Origin of the sequence: Streptomyces omiyaensis, from assembly GCF_014650895.1 — a bacterium.
In the GTDB taxonomy this organism is placed as follows: Bacteria; Actinomycetota; Actinomycetes; order Streptomycetales; family Streptomycetaceae; genus Streptomyces; species Streptomyces omiyaensis.
The window spans coordinates 75,174-98,297 of record NZ_BMVV01000029.1; the positions used below are offsets into that span (position 1 = coordinate 75,174).

Below are 23,124 nucleotides of genomic sequence, written 5' to 3' on the forward strand. Positions count from 1 at the left end.
TCGACAGCCGCCCGTCCCGCGCCGCCCGTGAGGTTGCCCCATGCCGTCCGCGACCCCGTCCCCGGCGGACGGACGCCGACCCTCTCCCCCGGCCCCGCCCGCACGGCGGCGGACCCCCATAGGCACGCGCCCCGGGGCGGGCGCGCTCCTCGGCTGGCTGACCGACCCCGACGCGCCCCGGCTGTGCCTGGTCACCGGCGGTCCCGGCAGCGGGAAGACCGCGCTCCTGGGCTGGCTCGCGGCGCACGGGACCCGGGCCCGGCGCGGCCGCCCCCGGACCGAGCGGGTGCCCGTCCCGCTCGCCGGGCAGAGCGCGCTGGGCGTGGCCTGGACCCTCGCCGACCGGCTGGGCGTGGTGGCGGGGACGCCGGCCGACCTCGTCCACGCCCTCGCCACCAGCGAGGCCCGCCGCTCCGGCCGGACCGTCCTGCTCCTCACCGACCTGCACGCCGCCGCCGAACCGGAGGCCGTCACCGAGCTGCTCTCCGGCCTCGCCGAGGTCGGGCGGATCCGCCTGGTGGTGGAGACCCGCACCGGCACCCGCCCGCCCCGGGCCGCCCGGACCACGGTGGTCGACCTCGACCTCGATCTGGACCCCGACCCCGATCCCGACCCCGCTCACGACGGGGCCGGCGACCGCGGTCCGGAGCCGACGCCGTCCGCGCCGCCGCTCCCCGGCCTCCCCGACCTCTCCGATCCCGCCGCCGTCTGCGCCGCCGACCCGCTCCTCGTCACCACCGGGTACGCGACCGCCTCCGCCGACGACCACGGCGGGCTGCGCGACGCCTGGCTGCGGGCCGGGCAGGCGCTCTGCGCGGCGGACGGCCCGGCCGACCGGGCGCTGGTGCTGCTCACCGCCCTCGGCGACGGCGCCGATCCAAGGCTGCGGCCCGCCCTCGCCGAGCGGGCGGCGCCCGCCCCGTGGCGGATGCGGTGGGCCCGGCACCGCGGCGACGTCTCCCCGCCGTGGCCGGGACCGGTCGCGGTGCTGGGCGCGACGGCCGGCGGGCCCTCGGCCGAGCTGGTGCTCGTCGGCGACCGCACGGGCACGGTCCGGCTGCTGCGGGAGGCGGACGCCTCCGGCGAGGGGCGCCTCGCCCACCGGGTCGCGGGCGGGATCACCGCCCTGGCGCCCACCGCCGACGGGACGGTGCTGCTGCTCGACGAGCGCGGCCGGCTGCACGCCGTGCGGGGCACGGCGCCCCGTCCTCCTTATCTGGAGCGGCTCACCGAGGCCGTCTCCACCACGCTCTCCCGGCACCCGGGCACCGCGCTCGCGGCCATCGCCGGCTCGGTGGTGGTGGGGGACCGGCTCGGCTCGGTCCACGCCTTCGGGGTGACCGGCCTCCACCAGGCCGCCTCGCACAGCGGCCGGGTCACCGCCGTGACCGCCGTGGAGTCCGAGACCCCCTTCGTCTGCTCGGGCGGCGCCGACGGGACCGTACGGCTCTGGACCCCCGGGCGCGCGCCGGTGCCCGAACCGCTCGCGGAGCGCCGGGCGCCGGTCGTCGCCCTGCACGCGGCCCCGGCCCCCGGCGGTCCGCTCGTCGCGGCCGCCTGGGCCGACGGGCGGGTGGAGCTGATCCCCGTGGAGGGGGGCGGGCCGCGCCGGGCCTTCCGGCCGGGCCCGGCGGTCCGCGCGGTCGCGGTGACCGCGACCGGAGCCCTCCTCGTCGGGACGGACGAGAGCCTCATCTGCCTGGAGCCGCACGGCAAGTGAGGTGCCGTCAGGACCGGTGAGGGCTTTCGGGCGGGTCTCACATGGCGGTGTGGGGCGTCAACTGCCCGGCCAGCCAGGTCGGTACGCCGCCGAGGAGGCGGAAGAGCCTGCGGGCCTCGGCGCGCAGCCGGCCCGCCTCCGGTTCCGTCTCGGTGTCGGCCAGCGCGGTGAGCGCCGGTGCGGTGCCGATGAGATAGCCCAACTCCTCGCGGATCCGCAGGGACTCGGCGAAGCCGTGCCGGGCCTCCGCCAACTCGCCCTCGCGCAGGGCCAGTCCGGCGAGATGGCGCCAGGTGGAGGAGAGGAGCAGGTCGTCGCCCTGCGCGGTGGCGCCCGCGTGGGCCCGGCGGTACGCCGCCCGGGCCGCCTGCGGGGAGTCGCCCAGGTTCTGGGCGATCAGGCCGCGCCGGTAGTCGAGCAGCGGGCGTCCCGGCTCGGACGGGGCGATCAGGGCGGCCGCCCGGCCCAGCGCCATGCGGGCCTCGTCGGCGCGGTCCCGGACGCCCAACAGGGTGGAGGCGTAGGCGAGATAGCCGCGTTCGCAGGCCGCCGCCCCGCGTTCCTCGTCGCTGCTCGCGACCGCCTCGGCGGCACGCAGCGCCTCCTCGGCCTCGGCCCAGCCCTGTTCGGTGTAGAGACAGCGCTCGATCAGCAGCGCGGCCCTTTCGAGCGCCGCGGCCGGTTCGTGGGCGCGGGGTGCGAGCAGCGCCGCCGCGTCGGCCCAGCAGCCGCGGGAGCGGAGCCGCCATATGGCGGTCTCCACCGGAGTCTCCTTGCCGTGGGCGAGGGACGGATCCGTGCCGCCCCCTGATTCGGAACCAGACATGGCGGTGTCCGCCACATTGCCCTCCCCGAGCGCGCCGTCGAGCTGTTGAGTAGGACGGAATCTCAGCACGAACGGCGGCACCCGGCCAAGGGGTCGGGTGAAAAATTTCACAAAGCTGCGGGGCGTGTGCGACGCCCCGCCGGGACCGGGTCCGACGGGGCGTCAGGGGGCGCTGGGGCCCGTGATCACGGCGGTGATCAGGGAGGGGAGCGGTTCGCCGGACCCCGCGGGAGGGCCGGCCGGCAGGGGCTTCCTTCACTCCTCCGGACTCAACCGAAGGAGTGAATTCCGCACGCCGCGGGGTGCCCGGCCCGGGCGTCAGCTCATCCGCAGGGCCAGGAAGAAGTCGAGCTTGTCCTCCAGGCGGGAGAGGTCGCGTCCGGTCAGCTGCTCGATCCGGCCCACCCGGTAGCGCAGCGTGTTCACGTGCAGGTGCAGCCGGGTCGCGCAGCGGGTCCAGGAGCCGTCGCAGTCGAGGAAGGCCTCCAGGGTCGGGATCAGCTCCGCGCGGTGGCGCCGGTCGTAGTCCCGCAGCGGGTCGAGCAGCCGGGCCGTGAAGGCGCGCCGCACGTCGTCCGGGACGAAGGGCAGCAGCAGGACGTGCGAGGCCAGCTCGTGGTGGCCGGCCGCGCAGACCCGGCCCGGGCGGGCGGCGGCCACCCGGCGGGCGTGCCGGGCCTCCTCCAGGGCGCCGCGCAGGCCCTCCGCCGAGTGCACGGCGGCGCTGACGCCGAGCGTGAGCCGCCCGTCGTCGGCGAGGCCGGACGAGAGCGGGGTCCGCACCGCCGCCAGCAGGGCGTCGGCGTGCAGGCCCAGGGCGGTGGCCGGGCCGTCGTCCTCGCTCTCCGGCAGCGGGCCGGCCGCCAGCGGCACCAGGGCGATGGCCTCGTCGCCGGTGTGGGCCACCGCGATCCGGTCGGCGGACTCGGCGCCGACGGTCGCCGGGTCGACCAGGATCTCCTCCAGGAGCGCCTGGGTGACCGGGCCGGGCTCCACCGGGGCCTGGCCGCCCTCCTGGTCCCACTCGACGCGGGCGACGACGACCTGCCAGTGCGGGGCGGCGCCCAGGCCGGGCAGCAGCACCGGGGCGGCGACCCGCAGCCGGGCCGCGATCTCGGCGGGGGCGGCGCCCGTCTGCACCAGTTCGAGGACCTCCTGGGCGAGCCGGCGGCGCACCGTGCGGGCCGCGTCGCGGCGGTCGCGCTCGACGGAGATCAGCTGGGTGACGCCCTGGAGCAGGTCGAGCCGGGCGGCCGGCCAGTCCCCGGCGTCCGCCTCGACGGCGAGCAGCCAGTCGGACAGGACGGTCTCGCGGACGTCCCGGGAGGCGGGCCCGGCGGCCCGGCCGGTGTTGCGGATCGGGAAGAGCGAGTACACGGTGCCGTGCGCGGTCAGCCGGTGCGGGCCGCGCCGGCCGGTCCGGGTGGCGGCCAGGTGCTCGCCCGCCAGGGCGGCGGCCAGGGCCGGCTCCAGGGGCTCGCCCGCGCCCGCGATCTGCCGGCCGGTGGGGGAGAGCACCCAGGCCCGCAGGTCCAGGTCCGAGCCGAGCAGGTCCAGGACGGCCTCCGGGCCGCCGCCCGCCGGTCCCGAGGTCATCAGACGCCTGTGCCTGTCCACGACGGCGGCCAGGTCGCCGGCCCGCTCACCGGAGACCTGTCGAACAACGTGTTCGGTGATCGTCGCGAACGCAACGGATTCGTTGACCGCGAAGAGCGGCAGCCGGTGGCGCGAACACGCCTCCACGAGATCGTCCGGGATGTCGCCCAGCTCGGCCTCGCCAGCCGCCAGGGCGGCGACCCCGGCCTGGCTGAGGATCCGGGCGAAGGGCTCGGCGTCGGCCGGCTCCCGCAGCCAGGCCAGGCCCGTGAGGACGAGCTCGCCGCCGGAGAGGTACCGGCTGGGATCCTTGAGGTCCGTGGTCATCACGCCGCGGACCGAGCGGTCCAGCTCGTCCTCGCCGCCCAGCAGGCGCAGCCCGAGCGCGTCGTTCTCCAGCAGTGCGCGCAGCCGCATCGTGTCGCCGCCGTTCCTTCGAGTGGGTGGTGGGGTTGTCGCGTATTCGACGGTGGGGTCGGTCGGGTGGTGTAGCCGTTTCCAGGGGGAAACGGCGAGGTATCCGTTCCCCGTCTTTCGTTCGAATCTACAAGACGTGCCGGGGCACCGGCCAACTCCTTCATGTTTTCGGTGACTGCACCCCGGCCATCGTGGCTTGTGTACTAGGCCACACACCGCGTGAACAGGACATGAACACCGAAGTCGAGGGCCGAACGTCCCCCAGGGCCCAGACGTCCGACCCCCACCACCAGAGCCACTAGAAGAGAGCCACCATGGACTTCCTTCGCCCCGCCAGCTGGGAGGAGGCGCTCGCCGCCAAGGCCGAGCACCCCACGGCCGTGCCCATCGCCGGCGGTACCGACGTCATGGTCGAGATCAACTTCGACCACCGGCGTCCCGAGTACCTGCTGGACCTGAACCGCATCGAGCTGCTGCGCGAGTGGGAGGTCGGCGAGGAGAACGTCCGACTCGGCGCTTCCGTTCCGTACACGCAGATCATGGAGAACCTGCGGACCGAGCTGCCCGGCCTGGCGCTCGCGTCCCACACGGTCGCCTCCCCGCAGATCCGCAACCGCGGCGGCGTCGGCGGCAACCTCGGCACCGCCTCCCCGGCCGGTGACGCCCACCCCGCCCTCCTCGCCGCCGGCGCCGAGGTCGAGGTCGAGTCGGTCCGGGGCAGCCGCTTCATTCCGATCGACGAGTTCTACACCGGCGTGAAGCGCAACGCGCTCCAGCCCGACGAGCTCATCAAGACCGTCCACATCAAGAAGGCGGACGGCCCCCAGCAGTACTCCAAGGTCGGCACCCGCAACGCGATGGTCATCGCCGTCTGCGCCTTCGGCCTGGCGCTGCACCCGGAGACCCGGACCGTGCGCACCGGCATCGGTTCGGCCGCTCCGACCCCGATCCGCGCCAAGGAGGCCGAGGCCTTCCTGAACGCGGCCCTGGAGGAGGGCGGCTTCTGGGACAGCGGGAAGATCATCACCCCGTCCGTCGCCAAGCAGTTCGCCGACCTCGTCTCGGCCGCCGCCAACCCCATCGACGACGTCCGCGGCACGGCGAAGTACCGCCGCCACGCCGTCGGCATCATGGCCCGCCGCCAGCTCGGCTGGACGTGGGAGCAGTACCGCGGCGCCGGCCGCACGCTTGAGGGAGCTGCCTGATCATGCGCGTCAATTTCACGGTCAACGGTCGTCCGCAGGAAGCCGACGACGTCTGGGAGGGCGAGTCCCTTCTCTACGTGCTCCGCGAGCGTCTGGGCCTGCCGGGCTCCAAGAACGCCTGCGAGCAGGGCGAGTGCGGCTCCTGCACGGTCCGCCTCGACGGCGTGCCGGTCTGTTCCTGTCTGGTCGCCGCCGGCCAGGTCGAGGGACGCGAGGTCGTCACGGTCGAGGGCCTCGCCGAGTTCGCCAAGGACCGCACCGAGCACGGCGGTTGCGCCTCCGGCGCCTGCGGCACCACGCTCGACCAGGCCAAGCGCTGGGAGGCGAAGCCCACGCAGGACTCGCAGACCGGCGAGGGCGTCGAACTGAGCCCGATCCAGCAGGCGTTCATCGACGCCGGCGCCGTCCAGTGCGGCTTCTGCACCCCCGGTCTGCTGATCGCGGCCGACGAGCTCCTGGAGCGCAACGGCTCCCCGTCCGACCAGGACATCCGCGAGGCCCTCTCCGGCAACCTCTGCCGCTGCACGGGCTACGAGAAGATCCTCGACGCGGTCCGCCTCGCGGCCGCCCGTCAGGGAGAGGCGGTCTGACGATGGCTCAGAACACCCGTACCGCTCCGGCCGGCACGCCGACCGACGTCACCCAGGACCACGTCAAGGGCGGCATCGGCGAGTCCACGCTCCGCCCGGACGGCACCCTCAAGGTCACCGGCGAGTTCGCCTACTCCTCGGACATGTGGCACGAGGACATGCTGTGGGGCCAGACCCTGCGCTCCACCGTCGCCCACGCCGAGATCGTCTCCATCGACATCTCCGAGGCCGTCGCGATGTCCGGCGTCTACGCCGTGCTCACCTACGACGACCTGCCGGCCGAGGTGAAGAACTACGGCCTGGAGATCCAGGACACCCCCGTCCTGGCCCACGGCAAGGTCCGCCACCACGGCGAGCCGGTGGCCCTGGTCGCCGCCGACCACCCGGAGACCGCCCGCCGCGCGGCCGCCAAGATCAGGATCGAGTACCGGGAGCTGCCCGTCGTCACCGACGAGGCCTCCGCGCTCGCGGCCGACGCGCCCCTCATCCACGAGGGCCGCGACGACCACCACTCCGGCCACGTGCCGCACCCCAACATCGTGCACCGCCAGCCGATCGTCCGCGGCGACGTGGCGGAGGCCCGCAAGCGGGCCGACGTGATCGTCGAGGGCGAGTACGTCTTCGGCATGCAGGACCAGGCCTTCCTCGGCCCCGAGTCCGGCCTCGCCGTCCCCTCCGAGGACGGCGGCGTCGACCTCTACGTCGCCACCCAGTGGCTGCACTCGGACCTCAAGCAGATCGCCCCCGTCCTCGGCCTGCCCGAGGAGAAGGTCCGCATGACGCTCTCCGGCGTCGGCGGTGCCTTCGGCGGCCGCGAGGACATCTCGATGCAGATCCACGCCTGCCTCCTGGCGCTGCGCACCGGCAAGCCGGTCAAGATCGTCTACAACCGCTTCGAGTCCTTCTTCGGCCACGTGCACCGCCACCCGGCGAAGCTCCACTACGAGCACGGTGCCACCAAGGACGGCAAGCTCACCCACCTCAAGGCCCGGATCGTCCTCGACGGCGGCGCCTACGCCTCGGCCTCCCCGGCCGTCGTCGGCAACGCCTCCTCGCTCGGTGCCGGCCCCTACGTGGTCGACGACGTCGAGATCGAGGCCGTCGCCCTCTACACCAACAACCCGCCCTGCGGCGCCATGCGCGGCTTCGGCGCGGTCCAGGCCTGCTTCGCCTACGAGGCGCAGATGGACAAGCTGGCCGCCAAGCTCGGCATGGACCCGGTGGAGTTCCGCCGGCTCAACGCCATGGAGCAGGGCACGCTGATGCCCACCGGCCAGGTCGTCGACTCGCCGGCCCCGGTCGCCGAGCTGCTGCGCCGGGTCAAGGCCCGCCCGCTGCCGCCGGAGCGCCAGTGGGAGACCGCCGGCCAGGGCGCGGACGTCCGCGCGCTGCCGGGCGGCCTCTCCAACACCACCCACGGCGAGGGCGTCGTCCGCGGCGTCGGCTACGCGGTCGGCATCAAGAACGTCGGCTTCTCCGAGGGCTTCGACGACTACTCGACCGCCCGCGTGGTCCTCCAGCTCATCAACGGCGAGCCCGTCGCGATGGTCCACACCGCCATGGCGGAGGTCGGCCAGGGCGGCGTCACCGTCCACGCGCAGATCGCCCGGACCGAGCTGGGCGTCACCCAGGTGACCATCCACCCGGCCGACACCCAGGTCGGCTCCGCCGGCTCGACGTCCGCCTCCCGGCAGACGTACATGACCGGCGGCGCGGTGAAGAACACCTGCGAGGCCGTCCGCGAGAAGGTCCTGGAGATCGGGCGCCGCAAGAACGGCTCCTACCACCCCGCCTGGGCGACCGCCGAGCTCCTCCTGGAGGGCGGCAAGGTCGTCACCGACGGCGGCGAGGTCCTCGCGACCCTCGCCGACGTCCTGGAGGGCGAGGACGTGATCGACATCGAGCTGGAGTTCCGCCACCGTCCGACGGTCCCCTTCGACCTGCGCACGGGCCAGGGCGACGGCCACGTCCAGTACACCTTCGCCGCGCACCGCGCGGTGGTGGAGGTGGACACCGAGCTCGGCCTGGTCAAGGTCATCGAGCTCGCCACCGCCCAGGACGTCGGCAAGGCGCTCAACCCGCTCTCCGTGGTCGGCCAGATCCAGGGCGGCACCACCCAGGGCCTGGGCGTCGCGGTGATGGAGGAGATCATCGTCGACCCGAAGACCGCGAAGGTGCGCAACCCCTCCTTCACGGACTACCTCATCCCCACGATCCTCGACACCCCGACCATCCCGGTCGACGTGCTCGAACTCGCCGACCACAACGCCCCCTACGGGCTGCGCGGCATCGGCGAGGCTCCCACCCTGTCGTCCACGCCGGCCGTCCTCGCGGCGATCCGGAACGCGACCGGCCTGGAGCTGAACAAGACGCCGGTCCGCCCCGAGGCGCTCACCGGCACCCTGTAGGACCCTCCGGGCGGTGTGTGCCTCCCAGGAACGTCACACCTCCTTCCCCGCCCGCACCGCCCGGAGTCGTACCACCCCCGCACCACCTGCGACACCCGCACCACCCCGTTCGTCTCGGGCCGTCCCCCGGGTCGTGCAGCCAACGAAATATCCCAAATCCCGCAGCTTCACGTCAGCTTCCCCGTGAACACGCTCCGAAGTCTGATGCGGGTGCCCCTTTGAACCTTGGGAGTAGGCCCCATGACCCAGTCGTCCGTGGAGCCCAAGACCGCCGCTGAGGACGCGGGCTCCGGCTCGCGCAACCCCGCCGGGCGCTCTTGGCTCGACCGGTACTTTCACATCTCGGAGAGAGGATCCTCCGTCAGCACGGAGATCCGCGGTGGCGTCACCACCTTCATGGCGATGGCGTACATCCTCCTGCTCAACCCGATCCTCCTCGGAGGCCCGGACGTCGACAAGAACGTCCTCGCCGCCTCCGCCGTGATCACGGCGACCGCCTTCGCGGCCGCGGTGACCACCCTGCTGATGGGCTTCGTCGGCAAGGTCCCGCTGGTCCTCGCCGCCGGCCTCAGCGTCTCCGGTGTGCTCGCCACCCAGGTCGTGCCGCAGATGACCTGGCCGCAGGCCATGGGCATGTGCGTGGTCTACGGCGTGGTGATCTGTCTCCTGGTCGTCACCGGCCTCCGTGAGATGATCATGAACGCCATCCCGCTGCCGCTCAAGCACGGCATCACCATCGGCATCGGCCTCTTCATCGCCCTGATCGGCTTCAACAAGGCCGGCTTCGTCGGCGCCGGCCCGCAGTTCGGCCCGCCCGTCACCATGGGCTCCGGCGGCGAGCTGGTCGGCTGGCCCGTCCTGATCTTCGCCGTCACGCTGCTCGCGATCTTCGCCCTCCAGGCCCGCAAGGTCCCCGGCGCGATCCTCATCGGCATCGTCGGCGGCACGATCATCTCGCTGATCGTCAACGCCGTCGCCGACATCCCGGAGAAGGGCGCGGGGGCCTGGGCCAACGGCGCCCCCGAGCTCAAGGGCGGCGCGGTCTCCGCCCCGGACTTCTCCCTCTTCGGCGACGTCTCCTTCGGCGGCTGGGGCGACGTCGGCTACATCACCGTCGGCGTGATCGTCTTCACCCTGGTGCTCGCCGGCTTCTTCGACGCCATGGCCACCATCATCGGCGTCGGCACCGAGGCCAACCTCGCCGACGACAAGGGCCGCATGCCCGGCCTGTCCAAGGCGCTGTTCATCGACGGCGCGGGCGGCGCGATCGGCGGCGTCTCCGGCGCCTCCGGCCAGACCGTCTTCGTGGAGTCCGCCACCGGCGTCGGCGAGGGTGCCCGCACCGGCTTCTCCTCGGTGATCACCGGCCTGTTCTTCGCGGCCTGCCTCTTCTTCACGCCGATCACCCAGATCGTGCCCCGCGAGGTCGGCTCCGCCGCCCTGGTCGTCATCGGCGCGATGATGATGATGAACGCCAAGCACGTCAACTGGGGCGACAGCTCCGTCGCCATCCCGGTCTTCCTGACCGTCGTCCTGATGCCGTTCACCTACAGCATCACCCCGGGCGTCGCGGCCGGCGTCATCGCCTACACCGTCATCAAGGTGGCGCAGGGCAAGGCCCGCGAGGTCGGCGCGTTCATGTGGTGCCTGACCGCGATATTCATCGTGTTCTTCGCCCTCCACCCGATCGAGGGATGGCTCGGCGTCAGCTGACGCCGAGCCGCCCGCCCTCCCCACACAGCCAAGGAGACCGACATGCTGGACATCGCCGAAGAGCTGCACCGGTGGGTCGAGCAGGGACGCGACTTCGCGGTGGCCACTGTGGTGGCCGTCGGCGGCAGCGCGCCCCGGCAGCCCGGCGCCGCCCTCGCCGTCGACGGCGAGGGCACGGCGATCGGTTCGGTCTCCGGCGGGTGCGTGGAGGGCGCGGTGTACGAGCTGTGCCAGACCGCGCTGGAGGACGGCAGGACCGTCGTCGAGCGCTTCGGCTACAGCGACGAGGACGCCTTCGCGGTCGGCCTGACCTGCGGCGGCATCATCGACATCCTCGTCACCCCGGTCCGCGGCGGGGTCTTCCCCGCCGCCCTGGCCGCCGCCGTCTCGGGGGAGGCGGCGGCCCTCGCCAGGATCACCTCCGGCCCCGAGGAGCTGCTCGGCCAGGCGCTCCTGGTCCACCCCGACGGCTCCTACGAGGGCCGGCTCGGCGGCCACCCCGAACTGGACCGCACCGCCGCCGCCGAGGCCCGGGCGCTGCTCGACGCCGGCCGCACCGGCACGGTCTCCATCGGCGAGGACGGCAGCCGCTGCGGGCAGCCGCTGACGCTGCTCGTCGAGTCCTCCGTCCCGGCCCCCCGCATGATCGTCTTCGGTGCCATCGACTTCGCCTCCGCCCTCGTCCGGGTCGGCAAGTTCCTCGGCTACCACGTCACCGTCTGCGACGCCCGCCCCGTCTTCGCGACGAAGGCCCGCTTCCCCGAGGCCGACGAGATCGTCGTCGAATGGCCCCACCGCTACCTCGCGTCCACCGAGGTCGACGCCCGGACCGTGCTCTGCGTCCTCACCCACGACGCCAAGTTCGACGTCCCCCTCCTCCAGGCCGCCCTCAGGCTTCCCGTCGCCTACGTCGGCGCGATGGGCTCCCGCCGCACCCACGAGGACCGCAACGAGCGGCTCCGCGAGGTCGGCGTCACCGAACTCGAACTCGCCCGCCTGCGCTCCCCGATCGGCCTCGACCTCGGCGCCCGCACCCCCGAGGAGACCGCCCTGTCGATCGGCGCGGAGATCGTCGCCAACCGGCGCGGCGGCAGCGGCGCCTCCCTCACCGGAGCCCGCACCCCGATCCACCACGACGGCCCGGACGCCCCGGTCGCGGGCCGCATAGGCTCGGTGGCGTAGGCCGTTGCCGGCTCAGCCCCGCCCCGCCCGGCGCGGGCCGCCGCGCAGGGTCCCGGACGGCGGCACTCCGTACTCCCGCAGGTGGGCCGCGGCGAAGCGGCCCGGATGGGCGAAGCCCCAGCGGGCGGCGACCGACGCCACCGAGACCGTGTGCGGATCGGACGCCCGCAGCTCCTCGTGGGCCCGGGCCAGCCTGATTCGGCGCAGATACGCGAGCGGAGTCGTCCCCGCGTGCCGGGCGAAGGCGTACTGCACCGCGCGCGGGGTCACCGGCACCGCCGCCGCGATGTCGGCGAGCCCGATGTCCCGGTGGGCGTTCTCCTCGACGAAGGCCATCGCCCGGCGCAGCGTGTCGCTGTGCGCGTCCCGGCCGTCCAGAGGACCGGCACCGTCGTCGAGGACCGTGCTGGGCAGCGAGGCCAGCGCGACCGCGGCCAGGTGCCGGGCCGCGCTCGCCGCCACCAGCTCCCCGACCTCGCCGGGACCGCCCAGCACCTGGTCGCGCACGTAGGCCACGGCGGAACCCAGCCGCCGGCGGGCCGCCGCGTCGAACGCCCGCTGCCCCGTGATCCGCACCGGGCCGCGGAAACCCCCGCCGGTGGCGGCCGCCTCGGCGAGCAGACCCGGGTCGAACATCGTGATCGTGTACCGGGCGGAGCGGACCTCGCCCCGGTACGGCCGGTCGGGCGGCGCCAGCAGGAAGGTCTCCCCGGGTCCGAACAGCCGCTCGCCGCCGCCCGTGGTGTCGGCGAAGCTCCCGGCGTGCACCGTCACCAGGCAGATCCGGTTCAGGCACCCGGCGTCGTACGCCATGGGGTAGCCGAACTCCAGCCGGTCCGAGACCAGCCCCGCCGCCTCGCTGCGCGCGACGCGCGCCCGCGCGTCCTCGGGCCGCCCGCCGATCCGCATCGGCGTGTACGCCTCCGAGAGGAACGCCTCGGTCTCCTCCAGGCTCCCGCTGTCGAAACGGAACGACTCCACCGCACGCCTCCCGTCCAGGTTCCGGCGTCCGCCGGACGAAACGACCTGTCCGTCCGGCGAACGACCGCCCCCGTCCGCACGTCACTCCCGCCAGTCTCCCCGGAAGATGGAGACGCCGCCCCCCCGGCGTCCCCGCGGAACGTCCTGCGGGAGGGTGCGGCCTCGGGGCGGTACCGGGACGGGCCCGGAGGAAGGGCCGGGGACACCGTGCCCGAACATGCGGAGGCGACCGTGCTCCTGACCCACCACCGCGACGGCGACACGCTCGTGGTCGAGCTCCGGCGGGAACTGGACGTCACCACCCGGGCCCCCGCCGTCCTGCGGATCCAGGCGCTCGTCGCGGCCCACCGGCCGCGCCGCGTCCGGCTGCGCCTGCCCTCGGAACGCCCCGGCCCGGCCACCCTCAGCGCCCTCGCCCGCGCCCGGAGCCTCTGCGACGCCCTGGGCGTCCCGCTCACGGCCGTCGCCGGGGAGCGGCCCGGCGCCCTTCGCCTGCCCGGGACCGGCTGATGGGAACCGGGAGGGCCGGGGCGTCCCGGTACCGGCCGCGGCCGGAGGGAGGGTGAGGGACGTCCCCCTGGTCCGGGAGGCGCAGTCCGTGCCGGCCCGCCCCGGACGGGCCCGCCCCCGTCCGAGGGCCGGGACCGCCGCCACGCGCACGACCGCGCCCCGTCCTCCTCGGCCGGCGGGCCGAGGGGACGCCGCCGTCGCGGACGCCGTGCAGGACGCGGAGCCGGCGCGCCGTCGGGGACCGCCGGGGCGTGGCGGCCGGGGCGCTCCGGGTCAGTGCGCGGTGCGCTCCCGTACGTTCTCCGCCCAGGCGGGGGCCTCCTCCACGGGGCCGGGCTCCTCGCGGCGGCCGCCGCGGTCGAAGAAGTCCGCCAGCGGGAGGATCGCCGCGCCGACGGTGACCGCGTCCGGGCCGAGGGCGCTCATGCCGAGCGTGACCCGGGCCGCCGGGTACGCCAGGGCGTACGCGCGCGCGTGCTCCTCGACGGCGGCCAGGAAACGGGTGCCGAGGAGCAGTCCCGCCCAGCCGCCGACGAGGATCCGCTCCGGCTGGAAGAGGTTGATCAGATCGGCGAAGCCCGCCCCCAGGTACTCGGCGGTCTCGGCCAGGACCGCGAGCGCCGCCGGGTCCGGCTCGCCGCCCTCCCCGGGGTGGGCGGCGGCCGCCATCGCCGCGAGGGCGGTCTCCTCGTCGGCTCCGGCCGGGGGCTCGCCGCCGGCCTCCCGCCACCGTTCGAGCAGCGCCGAGGCGCCGGCGTACGCCTCCAGGCAGCCCTGGGCGCCGCAGCGGCAGCGGCGGCCCCTGACCCGCACCTTCAGGTGGCCCCACTCCAGGGCCCGGCCGGGGGACGGGGGGTCGCTCGTCACGCAGGCGCCGACGCCGGAGCCGAAGAGGACCACGACGGCGCTGGCCGCGCCCCGGCCGGCGCCGAACCACATCTCGGCCTGGCCCAGGGTCTTGGCGCCGTTGTCGATCCGGAAGGGCACCCCGGCGGGCAGGTCGACCGCCTCGCGGAGCAGCCGCTCCAGCGGCACCGCGTCCCAGCCGATGGTCTGGCCGTGCACCACGGCGCCGCCCTCCCCGCCGTCACCGGGGTGCTCGACGATGCCGGGGACGCCGATGCCGACGCCGAGCAGCGCCTCGGCGGGGACGCCGGCCGTGCGCAGCACCTCGGCGACCCCCTCGCGGATGTGGCCGACGACGACCCCGACGTCGTACCGCTCGCCGTCCTCCGCCGCCGGGTCCAGGGGGCGCTCGGTGCGGGCGAGCTCGGTGAGGGTGAGGTCGAAGAGCTCGATCCTGACCCGGGTCTCGCCGACGTCCACGCCGATCATGCGGCCGCTGGCGGGGGCGACCCGCAGCAGGATCCGGGGGCGCCCGCCCGCCGAGTCGACGCTGCCGGCCTCCTCGACGAGCCCCTCGGCGACCAGCTCCGCGACCACGTTGCTGATCGAGCCGGAGCTGAGTCCGGTGGCGGGGCCGAGCGAGAAACGGCTCATGGGGCCGTCGAAGTAGAGCCGCCGCAGGACCGCGGTGCGGTTCTCGCGCCGCAGGTCCCGCACGGTCCGGCCGTTCGGTCTGGTCACTGGGGCCCCTCGCGGTAGTGGTCCATCGGGCGGTGGGTCCGGGCCGCCTCAGGCCCGGCGCAGCCCGCTGAGCAGCAGCTCGGCCAGCTGGTCGTACGCCTCGGCGTCCGCGAGGCCGGTGGCGGAGGCCACCTGCCGCCGCTGGATGCGGACCATCACCGAGGCGATGACGTCGGCGGCGAAGGCCACGTGGACCTCCCGGAAGACGCCGGCGCTGACGCCCTCCTCGATGAGCTGCTGCACCCGGCCGGCGGCGGCCCGGGTGTTCCGCTCGTACACCTCGGCGGCCGGCTCGAAGGCGGCCACGTCGTCGAAGAACTGCGGGGAGACCGGCGCCAGCTCGGCGGAGACGGCCCGGAGGTAGGCGGAGAGCCGCTCGGCCGGGCCGCTCGCGGCGGCGAGGACGGCCTCGACGCGGGCCGTGGCCCGCCGGAAGAAGTGCACGACGGCCGCCCTGACCAGCTGCTCCTTGCTGCCGGCCAGGCCGTACAGGGTGCGCTTGGAGCAGTGCAGCCGCGCGGCGAGGTCGTCCAGCGTGAGCCGGGAGAAGCCCTCGCCGACGAGCAGGGCGACCAGGTCCTCGAAGAGGGCGGAACGGCGCGCCGCTCCGCGGCCCGTGAGCTTCGGGGCGTCGGCGGCGGAGGTCTCGATCACCCGAACAGTATGCCGGGCCGGAGGGCCGGAGGAGTTACGTCCGCGGAGTCATGCGCTATTTTTAGCGGTACTGGAGTACCCGTCCGAGTACCACTTTGCGCGCCGATGGAGTCGCCATGGATGTCGACCGCCTGCTTCCCACCCCCGAGGCGGCGGACCTCATCGCCCTCACCCGCGAGATCGCCGACAACGAGCTCTCGCCCCGGGTGGACGCACACGAGGCCGCCGAGACCTATCCCGAGGGTCTCTTCACCACGCTCGGCCGGGCCGGCCTGCTCGGCCTCGCCTACCCCGAGGAGTACGGCGGCGGCGGCCAGCCGTACGAGGTCTACCTCCAGGTCCTGGAGGAGCTGGCCGCCCGCTGGGCGGCCGTCGCCGTCGCCACCAGCGTCCACACGCTGGCCTGCCACCCGCTGTACGCCTTCGGCACCGACGCGCAGAAGGAGCGCTGGCTCCCCTCGATGCTGGAGGGCCGCCTCGTCGGCGGTTACAGCCTCTCCGAGCCGCAGGCCGGCTCGGACGCCGCCGCCCTCGCCTGCAAGGCGGAGCGACAGGAGGACGGCGGCGGCTACCGGATCACCGGCACCAAGGCGTGGATCACCCACGGCGGCAAGGCCGGCTTCTACGCCCTCTTCGCCCGCACCGCCCCCGGCGGCCACGGCATCTCCTGCTTCCTCGCCCCCGGCGAGACCGAGGGCCTCTCCTTCGGCGCCCCCGAGCGCAAGATGGGCCTCCAGGCGGTCCCCACCACCTCCGCCTACTGGGACGGGGCCCTCATCGGGGAGGACCGGCTCATCGGCACCGAGGGCCAGGGCCTCCAGATCGCCTTCAGCGCCCTCGACAACGGCCGCCTCGGCATCGCCGCCTGCGCCACCGGCCTGGCCCAGGCCGCCCTGGACGCAGCCGTCGACTACGCCAACGAGCGCACCACCTTCGGCCGCCGGATCGTCGACCACCAGGGCCTCGGCTTCCTCCTCGCCGACATGGCCGCCGCCGTCGACGCGGCTCGCGCCACCTACCTGGACGCCGCCCGCCGCCGCGACCTCGGCCGCCCCTTCAGCCGCCAGGCCAGCGCCGCGAAGCTGATCGCCACGGACACCGCGATGAAGGTGACCACGGACGCGGTCCAGGTCCTCGGCGGCTACGGCTACACCCGCGACTTCCCGGTCGAGCGCTACATGCGCGAGGCGAAGATCATGCAGATCTTCGAGGGCACGAACCAGATCCAGCGCCTCGTCATCAGCCGGGGGCTGGCGCGCCCGGAGAAGTAGCGGCCGCCGGCCGCGGGCCGGGGCGGACGCCGGCCCCGGCGGCGCCGGCCGGGGCCGCCCCGCGGGGAGGGGGGCGGGGCCGCCGCCCTAAAATGATCACCTTCGGCGGCGCGGAGGAGCCCGCCCCTGCTCCGAGGGGGGCCATGAGGAAGAGGCTGGTCATCGGCGTGCTCGCGGCGGTGGTGGCCCTGCTGGCGGGCGTCGTCGTCGCGACGGTCGCCCCGAAGTCCCCGCAGGCCCCGAAGGGTTCGCCGGCCGTCGGGTTCACGGCGTGGACGTGGAACGTCTCCGGCCACAGGTTGAACGGCGGAGCCACGGACAACGGTCTGGTCGAGGCGGCGGTGAAGTCGATCAGGAAGCCCGGAAGCGCCGTGGACTTCGCCTCGTTCAACGAGATCTGCTACGGCCAGTACCGGAGGATCCGGGCGGAACTGGCGGGCTGGAACCCGGACAACACGAACTACGCCCGGTTCCAGGAGGCCGTCCCGGCGGACAGCACCGACCTCTCCGGCGCCCCGATCTGCCGCGGCGAGGCGTTCGGCAAGGCGGTCTTCAGCCGGCACGCGCTCGGCGACGCCGAGTACCGCACCTTCGAGCAGGAGAGCGGCATCTTCTACCGGTCCGGCGACGGCGTCCGGCACCCCGTGCGCAACGGGGTGCTCTGCGTGCCGACGGCGGACCGGCCGGCCATGAAGTTCTGCTCGGTCCACATCGGCCCGATCTCGACCAGGGCGAAGCCGTACGGCTACCGCCAGCTGATCGAACTGGACACCCTCCTGGACGGGTTCGCCCGCGCAGGGGAGACGTACATGGTGGCCGGCGACTTCAACGCCCGGCAGTACTACAGGCGCCTGGACAGGTTCTACGACAAGGACGTCGTGCTCCCCGGCCGTCCCGACGACGAGCCCAACCGCGGCGCGCACCGCGAACTCGACGACACCGACCCCGTCTGCGCCGGCTACGGCGAATGGACCGCCGACGGCCGGTCCGCCGACGGCGCCGCCGGACGGGAGCAGGACTGCGGGGCGAAGCCCAAGATCGACATGATCTTCGTCCGCACGGACCGGCTCGCCTCGCGCGACTACTCCGCCGACGCCGAACCCGTCCCCGACTGCCGCAAGGTGAGGAACGGCAGGACCGTCCCCGGCTCCGTCGTGCCCTGCTCCGACCACCGGGCGGTGGTCGGGCGGGCCACGCTCCTCGTCGACCCGCCCGCCGCGGAGTAGAGGAGCGGCGGCCGTCCCGTAGTGATTTCGTATTGAACCAGTTGGGGCGTATGCTCGGTCCAGCCACCCCGGTTCGCCTGTGTTCCCCCGTTTCAGGCGGACCGGGGTCCGGCTTTTCCCGGACTACTGCGCCAGGGCGGCCACGCCCGCCCGCGCGAACTCCTCGTCCAGATCGCCCGAGGGCGCACCCGCCACGCCGATGCCGGCGACCGGGGCGCCGTCGGCGGTGACCGGGGCGCCGCCGCCGAGGAAGAGGGTGCCCGGGACGTCCTTCAGGTGCGGGGCCCGGTCCAGCCGGCCGGCGAGCACCGAGGTCGGGGCGTTCCAGGAGACGGCGGTGTACGCCTTGCGGATCGCCGACTCGTAGGACTGCGGGCCGGCACCGTCGCCGCGCAGGGTGACGACGGCGCGGCCGTCGCGGTCGACGACGGCGACGGTCACCCGCTGGTTCTCCTTCTCCGCGGCCTCCAGGGCGGCCCCGGCCGCCTCGGTCGCGGCGGCGACCGTCAGACGGGAGACGGAGGCCGTGTTCCCGCTCTTCGCCCCGGCGGCGGCCGCGGGGGCGGCGGCCCGACCGCCGCCGGCGCTCGCGGAGTAGGCGCCGACCCCGGCCAGGCCGAGGGCGACGACCGCGCCACCGGTGATCAGACGGGTCCGGCGGTCCTTCTTCACGTGCTTCACAGGGCTTCCGCTCCACAGGTCGGGGGGTGTCGGAGCCGGGGATCGGCCGACGCCCCATCCTCGGACCGCCGGCGGGCCGGGACGGTCGGCGCACCGGCTGCGGGCCGCGGGCGGATCGGTGGACCCGGGGGTCGGCCGATCGGATGACCCCGGCCCCGTGTCCGGCGCGCACGGGGTTCTATGGTGGCGGCGCAGATCGCGCAGACCGCGCGGTCCCCCCGCGGGGACGCGCCCCCGGCCCGGCGGCCAACCCGCCGGCAGGGTCACCCGCACGACACGAACGAGGAGTTCCATGGACATCGCCGGCTCCGCCGCTCTCGTCACCGGTGCCGCCTCCGGGCTCGGTGCCGCCACCGCCGAGGCGCTCGCCGCCCGCGGCGCCACGGTCTACGGGCTGGACCTGGAGAAGGCGGTCGCCGCCGCCGGGGACCTGCCCGAGGGCGTGCGGCTGATCGCGGCCGACGTCACCGACGAGGAGCAGGTCCGCGCCGCGCTCGCGGAGGCCGACGCCGACGGGGCCGAGCTGCGGCTCGCCGTGAACTGCGCCGGGATCGCCCCCTCCGCCCGCGTCCTGGGCCGCAAGGGCCCGCACGACCTCGACCTGTTCCGCGCCGTCGTGGACGTCAACCTGATCGGCACCTTCAACGTGATGCGGCTCGCCGCCGAGGCCATCGCCCGGCACGAGCCCGACGCGCACGGACAGCGCGGCCTCGTGGTCAACACCGCCTCGATCGCCGCCTTCGAGGGCCAGGTCGGGCAGATCGCCTACGCCGCCTCCAAGGCCGGGGTCGCCGGCATGACCATCACCGCCGCCCGCGACCTGGCCCAGTACGGCATCCGGGTCGTCACCGTCGCCCCCGGCATCGTGGACACCCCGATGATGGCCGGCTTCAGCGAGGAGATCCGGGCCGGGCTCGCCGCGAGCGTCACCTTCCCCCAGCGCCTCGCCCGGCCGGAGGAGTACGCCCGCCTGATCACCATGGTCGCCGAGCACGACTACCTCAACGGGGAGACGATCCGGATGGACGGCGCGCTGCGGATGGCCGCCCGCTGACCCGCACCCCGCGCAGAGCACTCGGTGCCGGAGAATTCCGGCACCGAGTGCCGCACGGGGCCGTTCCCGGTGTTAGGTTCGTGGCATGGCAGCGACGAACCCCCGGACCCCCCCGAAGCCCGTGATGCGGGACTCCCTCATCGCCGCGGCCTTCCGGCTCTTCCTGGAGCGGGGCTACGAACAGACCACCGTCGACGACATCGTGACCCTCGCCGGCGTCGGACGGCGGTCCTTCTTCCGCTACTTCCCGTCGAAGGAGGACGTGGTCTTCCCCGACCACGAGCAGTGCCTCGACGACATGACCCGCTTCCTCGCCGCGAGCGCCGACACCGACGACCCCGTGGTCCGGGTCTGCGACGCCGCCCGCCTGGTCATGCGGATGTACGCGGAGAACCCCACCTTCTCCGTCCAGCGCTACCGGCTCACCCGCGAGGTCGCGGGGCTGCGCACGTACGAGCTCTCCGTCGTCTGGCGGTACGAGAAGACCCTCGGCGACTACCTGCGGACCCGCTGGGCCGACCGCAAGGACGGCACCTTGCGGGCCAACGTGGCCGCGGCGGCCGTCGTCGCCGCGCACAACCACGCCCTGCGGCACTGGCTGCGCTCGGGCGGCGAGGGCGACCCGCTGGAGGAGGTCGACCGCGCCCTGGAGTTCGTCCGCGGCACCTGGAGCCCGGACGCGGCCGCCCCGCCGGCGGGCCCCGACGCCTCCGCCGAGGGGGCCGACGACGTGGTCGTCGTCATCACCAAGCGGTCCACGCCGATGTGGCGCGTGGTGCGCGAGGTGGAGTCGAGCCTCGGCGAGGGCTGAGGGGCCGGCGCGGGCCGAGGTGCCGGCGACGGCCGAGGGGCCGACGAGGGGCGGAGGGCCGGAGAGGCGCTCCCGCATCCGAGGGGCCGCAGTATCTCGAATTGAGGGAACTCAGGTCTTTCTTTGCTGGCACTGAGTGCCATATCTTGGGCTCCATGCACGGTCGAGCCGCCGAGTGCGAGGAGAAGGCATCGTGTTCCACACGGGACTGAGGAATCCCGGCGCCGTCCGGACCGAGGAATCGGCCGAAGGCACCGATCTCTACTTCCAGCGCTGCGCCTGGTGCCACACCACCACCTTCCAGCGCCTGCTCTGTCCGACCTGCGGGTCGACGGAACTCTCCCCCCAACTCAGCGAGGGCGAGGGCGTGATCACCGTCCGCCGCGCCCACACCGCCGCCGAGGCCGACCTCTGGCCGATCCACATGGCCGAGGGCTTCGTCGTCCGCTGCCGGGTCGACGGGCCGCCGCACGCCGTGCGCCCCGGCGTCCGGGTCAGGCTCGCGAGCGCCGCGGACACCGGGCGCCGCCCGGTGGTCCGGCTCTGCGAGGAGGTCCCGCTGGACGGCTGGTTCTGAGGCCGGAGCACGGGAAGGGGGGTGGCACTCTGTGCCACCCCCCTTCCCGTGTCCTCGGTGTCAGCGCGCGCCGATCTCCTCGGTCAGCTGCGGCAGCACCTCGAAGAGGTCGCCGACCACGCCGTAGTCGACCAGGTCGAAGATCGGGGCCTCGGGGTCCTTGTTGACCGCGACGATCGTCTTCGAGGTCTGCATGCCGGCCCGGTGCTGGATCGCGCCGGAGATGCCCGCCGCCACGTACAGCTGCGGGGAGACCTGCTTGCCGGTCTGGCCGACCTGGTTGGAGTGCGGGTACCAGCCGGCGTCCACCGCGGCGCGGGAGGCGCCGACGGCCGCGCCGAGCGAGTCGGCCAGCTTCTCGACGACCTCGAAGCCCTCGGCGGCGCCGACCCCGCGTCCGCCGGAGACCACGATGGCGGACTCGGTGAGCTCCGGGCGGCCGGTGGAGACGCGCGCGGTGCGGGAGACGACCTTCGCCGCGTTGCCGGTGAAGGCGACGGTGACGGTCTCGACCGTCCCGGCGGCCGGGGCGGCCTCCGGGGCGGCGGAGTTCGGCTTGACGGTGATGACCGGCACGCCGTGCGAGACGCGGGACTTCACCTGGTACGAGGCGGCGAAGACCGACTGCGTGGCGACCGGGCCCTCGGCGCCGGCCTCCAGCTCGACGGCGTCGGTGATGAGGCCGGAGCCGAGGCGGAGCGCGACGCGGGCCGCGATCTCCTTGCCCTCGCCGGAGGAGGTCACCAGGACGGCGGCCACCCCCTTCTCCTTCGCGATCTGGGTGAGCGCGTCGACCTTGGGGACGACGAGCAGGTCGGCGAACTCGGCGCCGTCCGCGACGTAGACGGTGCCCGCGCCGTACTCGGCGGCGGTGGCGGCGACGGCGTCGGTGGCCTCGCCGGCGCCGAGGACGACCGCCGACGGCTCGCCCAGGCGGCGGGCCAGGGTGAGCAGTTCGAGGGCCGGCTTGCGGACCGCACCGTCGGCGTGGTCCACGAGAACCAGGATCTCAGCCATGATTCCTTGCTCCTGAGGTGGGGTGACGGGCGGTCAGATGAACTTCTGGGCGGCGAGGAAGGCGGCCAGCTGCTTGCCGCCGTCACCGTCCTCGTTCGTGACGATCGTGCCCTGGGTGCGGGCCGGGCGGGCGTCCGCCGACTCGACCAGGGTCCAGGAGCCGGCCAGGCCGACCTCGTCCTCGTCGATCTCCAGGTCGTCGAGCTCCAGCTCCTCGACCGGCTTCTTCTTGGCGGCCATGATCCCCTTGAAGGAGGGGTAGCGGGCCTCGCCCGACTGGTCGGTGACCGAGACGACGGCCGGCAGCGGGGCCTCCAGGTATTCGGTGGCGGCGTCGCCGTCGCGGCGGCCCTTGACCAGGCCGCCCTCCACCGAGACCTCGGAGAGGAGCGTCGCCTGGGGCAGGTCCAGGCGCTCTGCGAGCAGCGCGGGGAGCACGCCCATGGTGCCGTCGGTCGAGGCCATGCCGCAGACGACCAGGTCGAAGCCGGTCTTCTCCAGGGCCTTGGCGAGGACGGCGGAGGTGCCGATGACGTCGGAGCCGTGGATGGCCTCGTCGTTGACGTGGACGGCCTTGTCGGCGCCCATCGACAGCGCCTTGCGCAGGGCGTCCTTGGCGTCGTCCGGGCCGACCGTGAGGACGGTCACCTCGGCGTCGTCGGCCTCCTCGGAGATCCGCAGGGCCTGCTCGACCGCGTACTCGTCGAGCTCCGAGAGCAGACCGTCGACCTCGTCGCGGTCCACGGTCAGGTCGTCGGCGAAACCGCGGTCGCCGGTCGCGTCGGGCACGTACTTCACACAGACAGCGATCCTCAGGGTCACGGCCTGTCTCCTTTCGACGAGGGGTGGGTTACGGGAGGTTGCGGGCCATGACGATGCGCTGGACCTGGTTGGTGCCTTCGTAGATCTGGGTGATCTTGGCGTCGCGCATCATGCGCTCGACGGGGTAGTCGCGGGTGTAGCCGTAGCCGCCGAGGAGCTGGACGGCGTCGATGGTGACCTCCATGGCGATGTCGGAGGCGAAGCACTTGGCGGCGGCGCCGAAGAAGGTGAGGTCCTGCTTGTCGGCGCCGGCGGAGACGCGTTCGGAGCGGGCGG

General features: G+C 74.2%; 21 protein-coding genes. 12 read left to right on the forward strand and 9 right to left on the reverse strand.

Going from position 1 to position 23,124, the window contains the following annotated elements; translation table 11 throughout:
* Positions 1–40 precede the first annotated feature (40 nt).
* Positions 41–1,720 carry a hypothetical protein gene (locus IE287_RS32445; protein ID WP_189852830.1) on the forward strand — a complete coding sequence of 560 codons (1,680 nt, stop codon included), beginning with the start codon at positions 41–43 and terminating at the stop codon, positions 1,718–1,720.
* Positions 1,721–1,757: 37 nt separating this feature from the next.
* Here IE287_RS32445 and IE287_RS32450 read toward each other — a convergent pair whose 3' ends face one another.
* Both IE287_RS32450 and IE287_RS32455 read right to left on the reverse strand, forming a co-directional pair.
* Positions 1,758–2,561 carry a hypothetical protein gene (locus IE287_RS32450; RefSeq protein WP_373307947.1) on the reverse strand — a complete coding sequence of 268 codons (804 nt, stop codon included), beginning with the start codon at positions 2,559–2,561 and terminating at the stop codon, positions 1,758–1,760.
* A gap of 303 nt (positions 2,562–2,864) precedes the next feature.
* Entirely contained in the window at positions 2,865–4,559 is a 1,695-nt protein-coding gene (locus IE287_RS32455; RefSeq protein WP_189852832.1) for a PucR family transcriptional regulator, read from the reverse strand.
* A 314-nt stretch (positions 4,560–4,873) separates the two neighbouring features.
* Between IE287_RS32455 and IE287_RS32460 the strand changes: the two genes are divergently transcribed.
* The 5 genes from IE287_RS32460 to IE287_RS32480 all read left to right on the forward strand — a co-directional run bounded on the left by IE287_RS32460 (position 4,874) and on the right by IE287_RS32480 (position 11,657).
* Positions 4,874–5,764 (forward strand): FAD binding domain-containing protein, encoded by an 891-nt coding sequence (locus IE287_RS32460; protein ID WP_189852833.1) that lies wholly within the window; start codon positions 4,874–4,876, stop codon positions 5,762–5,764.
* A 2-nt stretch (positions 5,765–5,766) separates the two neighbouring features.
* Positions 5,767–6,354, forward strand: a complete 588-nt coding sequence (locus tag IE287_RS32465) for a (2Fe-2S)-binding protein (protein WP_189852834.1) — start codon at positions 5,767–5,769, stop codon at positions 6,352–6,354.
* Between the two features lie 2 nt (positions 6,355–6,356).
* A complete protein-coding gene (gene pucD, locus IE287_RS32470) occupies positions 6,357–8,762 on the forward strand; it encodes a xanthine dehydrogenase subunit D (protein ID WP_189852835.1) in 2,406 nt (801 codons plus the stop codon).
* 240 nt (positions 8,763–9,002) lie between these two features.
* Positions 9,003–10,475, forward strand: a complete 1,473-nt coding sequence (locus IE287_RS32475; protein ID WP_189852836.1) for an NCS2 family permease — start codon at positions 9,003–9,005, stop codon at positions 10,473–10,475.
* Positions 10,476–10,517: 42 nt separating this feature from the next.
* A complete protein-coding gene (locus tag IE287_RS32480) occupies positions 10,518–11,657 on the forward strand; it encodes an XdhC family protein (RefSeq protein ID WP_189852837.1) in 1,140 nt (379 codons plus the stop codon).
* Positions 11,658–11,669: 12 nt separating this feature from the next.
* Here the strand turns inward: IE287_RS32480 and IE287_RS32485 are convergent, their stop codons facing one another.
* Positions 11,670–12,638: a helix-turn-helix transcriptional regulator gene (locus IE287_RS32485; RefSeq protein ID WP_189852838.1), complete on the reverse strand. Its 969-nt coding sequence runs from the start codon at positions 12,636–12,638 to the stop codon at positions 11,670–11,672.
* Between the two features lie 207 nt (positions 12,639–12,845).
* Between IE287_RS32485 and IE287_RS32490 the strand changes: the two genes are divergently transcribed.
* Positions 12,846–13,148, forward strand: coding sequence for a hypothetical protein (locus IE287_RS32490; protein ID WP_229883877.1), 303 nt, complete (start codon positions 12,846–12,848; stop codon positions 13,146–13,148).
* Positions 13,149–13,421: 273 nt separating this feature from the next.
* Here the strand turns inward: IE287_RS32490 and IE287_RS32495 are convergent, their stop codons facing one another.
* On the reverse strand, positions 13,422–14,735 hold the full coding sequence (locus IE287_RS32495; protein WP_189852839.1) for an ROK family transcriptional regulator: 1,314 nt from the start codon (positions 14,733–14,735) through the stop codon (positions 13,422–13,424).
* Between the two features lie 48 nt (positions 14,736–14,783).
* The gene (locus tag IE287_RS32500; protein ID WP_189852840.1) at positions 14,784–15,389 is read right to left on the reverse strand and encodes a TetR/AcrR family transcriptional regulator; all 606 of its coding nucleotides are present in this window, start codon (positions 15,387–15,389) and stop codon (positions 14,784–14,786) included.
* A gap of 116 nt (positions 15,390–15,505) precedes the next feature.
* Here IE287_RS32500 and IE287_RS32505 point away from each other — a divergent pair, with 116 nt between their 5' ends.
* Both IE287_RS32505 and IE287_RS32510 read left to right on the forward strand, forming a co-directional pair.
* Entirely contained in the window at positions 15,506–16,660 is a 1,155-nt protein-coding gene (locus IE287_RS32505; RefSeq protein ID WP_189852841.1) for an acyl-CoA dehydrogenase family protein, read from the forward strand.
* 143 nt (positions 16,661–16,803) lie between these two features.
* Complete coding sequence (locus IE287_RS32510) at positions 16,804–17,886, forward strand: endonuclease/exonuclease/phosphatase family protein (protein ID WP_189852842.1); 1,083 nt, start codon at positions 16,804–16,806, stop codon at positions 17,884–17,886.
* A gap of 123 nt (positions 17,887–18,009) precedes the next feature.
* Here the strand turns inward: IE287_RS32510 and IE287_RS32515 are convergent, their stop codons facing one another.
* The gene (locus tag IE287_RS32515; RefSeq protein WP_189852851.1) at positions 18,010–18,558 is read right to left on the reverse strand and encodes a GlcG/HbpS family heme-binding protein; all 549 of its coding nucleotides are present in this window, start codon (positions 18,556–18,558) and stop codon (positions 18,010–18,012) included.
* Positions 18,559–18,859: 301 nt separating this feature from the next.
* Here IE287_RS32515 and IE287_RS32520 point away from each other — a divergent pair, with 301 nt between their 5' ends.
* The 3 genes from IE287_RS32520 (at position 18,860) to IE287_RS32530 (ending at position 21,009) form a co-directional block, all read left to right on the forward strand.
* Entirely contained in the window at positions 18,860–19,621 is a 762-nt protein-coding gene (locus IE287_RS32520) for an SDR family NAD(P)-dependent oxidoreductase (protein ID WP_189852843.1), read from the forward strand.
* An 85-nt stretch (positions 19,622–19,706) separates the two neighbouring features.
* A complete protein-coding gene (locus IE287_RS32525; protein WP_229883878.1) occupies positions 19,707–20,432 on the forward strand; it encodes a TetR family transcriptional regulator in 726 nt (241 codons plus the stop codon).
* Between the two features lie 193 nt (positions 20,433–20,625).
* A complete protein-coding gene (locus tag IE287_RS32530; RefSeq protein WP_189852844.1) occupies positions 20,626–21,009 on the forward strand; it encodes a Zn-ribbon domain-containing OB-fold protein in 384 nt (127 codons plus the stop codon).
* 60 nt (positions 21,010–21,069) lie between these two features.
* On the opposite strand, the gene IE287_RS32535 is transcribed toward IE287_RS32530, so the two are convergent.
* The 3 genes from IE287_RS32535 to IE287_RS32545 form a co-directional block, all read right to left on the reverse strand.
* Positions 21,070–22,026, reverse strand: coding sequence for an electron transfer flavoprotein subunit alpha/FixB family protein (locus IE287_RS32535; protein WP_189852845.1), 957 nt, complete (start codon positions 22,024–22,026; stop codon positions 21,070–21,072).
* 33 nt (positions 22,027–22,059) lie between these two features.
* Positions 22,060–22,848: an electron transfer flavoprotein subunit beta/FixA family protein gene (locus IE287_RS32540; protein ID WP_189852846.1), complete on the reverse strand. Its 789-nt coding sequence runs from the start codon at positions 22,846–22,848 to the stop codon at positions 22,060–22,062.
* 28 nt (positions 22,849–22,876) lie between these two features.
* Positions 22,877–23,124 (reverse strand): acyl-CoA dehydrogenase family protein (locus IE287_RS32545; RefSeq protein WP_268255008.1); only part of this gene is annotated, 248 nt, incomplete at its 5' end.

Coding starts and splice junctions, on each gene's coding strand:
- IE287_RS32445 (WP_189852830.1), top strand. CDS start 41: ATGCCGTCCGCGACCCCGTCCCCGGCGGACGGACGCCGACCCTCTCCC.
- IE287_RS32455 (WP_189852832.1), bottom strand. CDS start 4,559: ATGCGGCTGCGCGCACTGCTGGAGAACGACGCGCTCGGGCTGCGCCTG.
- IE287_RS32460 (WP_189852833.1), top strand. CDS start 4,874: ATGGACTTCCTTCGCCCCGCCAGCTGGGAGGAGGCGCTCGCCGCCAAG.
- IE287_RS32465 (WP_189852834.1), top strand. CDS start 5,767: ATGCGCGTCAATTTCACGGTCAACGGTCGTCCGCAGGAAGCCGACGAC.
- pucD (WP_189852835.1), top strand. CDS start 6,357: ATGGCTCAGAACACCCGTACCGCTCCGGCCGGCACGCCGACCGACGTC.
- IE287_RS32475 (WP_189852836.1), top strand. CDS start 9,003: ATGACCCAGTCGTCCGTGGAGCCCAAGACCGCCGCTGAGGACGCGGGC.
- IE287_RS32480 (WP_189852837.1), top strand. CDS start 10,518: ATGCTGGACATCGCCGAAGAGCTGCACCGGTGGGTCGAGCAGGGACGC.
- IE287_RS32505 (WP_189852841.1), top strand. CDS start 15,506: ATGGATGTCGACCGCCTGCTTCCCACCCCCGAGGCGGCGGACCTCATC.
- IE287_RS32510 (WP_189852842.1), top strand. CDS start 16,804: ATGAGGAAGAGGCTGGTCATCGGCGTGCTCGCGGCGGTGGTGGCCCTG.
- IE287_RS32520 (WP_189852843.1), top strand. CDS start 18,860: ATGGACATCGCCGGCTCCGCCGCTCTCGTCACCGGTGCCGCCTCCGGG.
- IE287_RS32525 (WP_229883878.1), top strand. CDS start 19,707: ATGGCAGCGACGAACCCCCGGACCCCCCCGAAGCCCGTGATGCGGGAC.
- IE287_RS32535 (WP_189852845.1), bottom strand. CDS start 22,026: ATGGCTGAGATCCTGGTTCTCGTGGACCACGCCGACGGTGCGGTCCGC.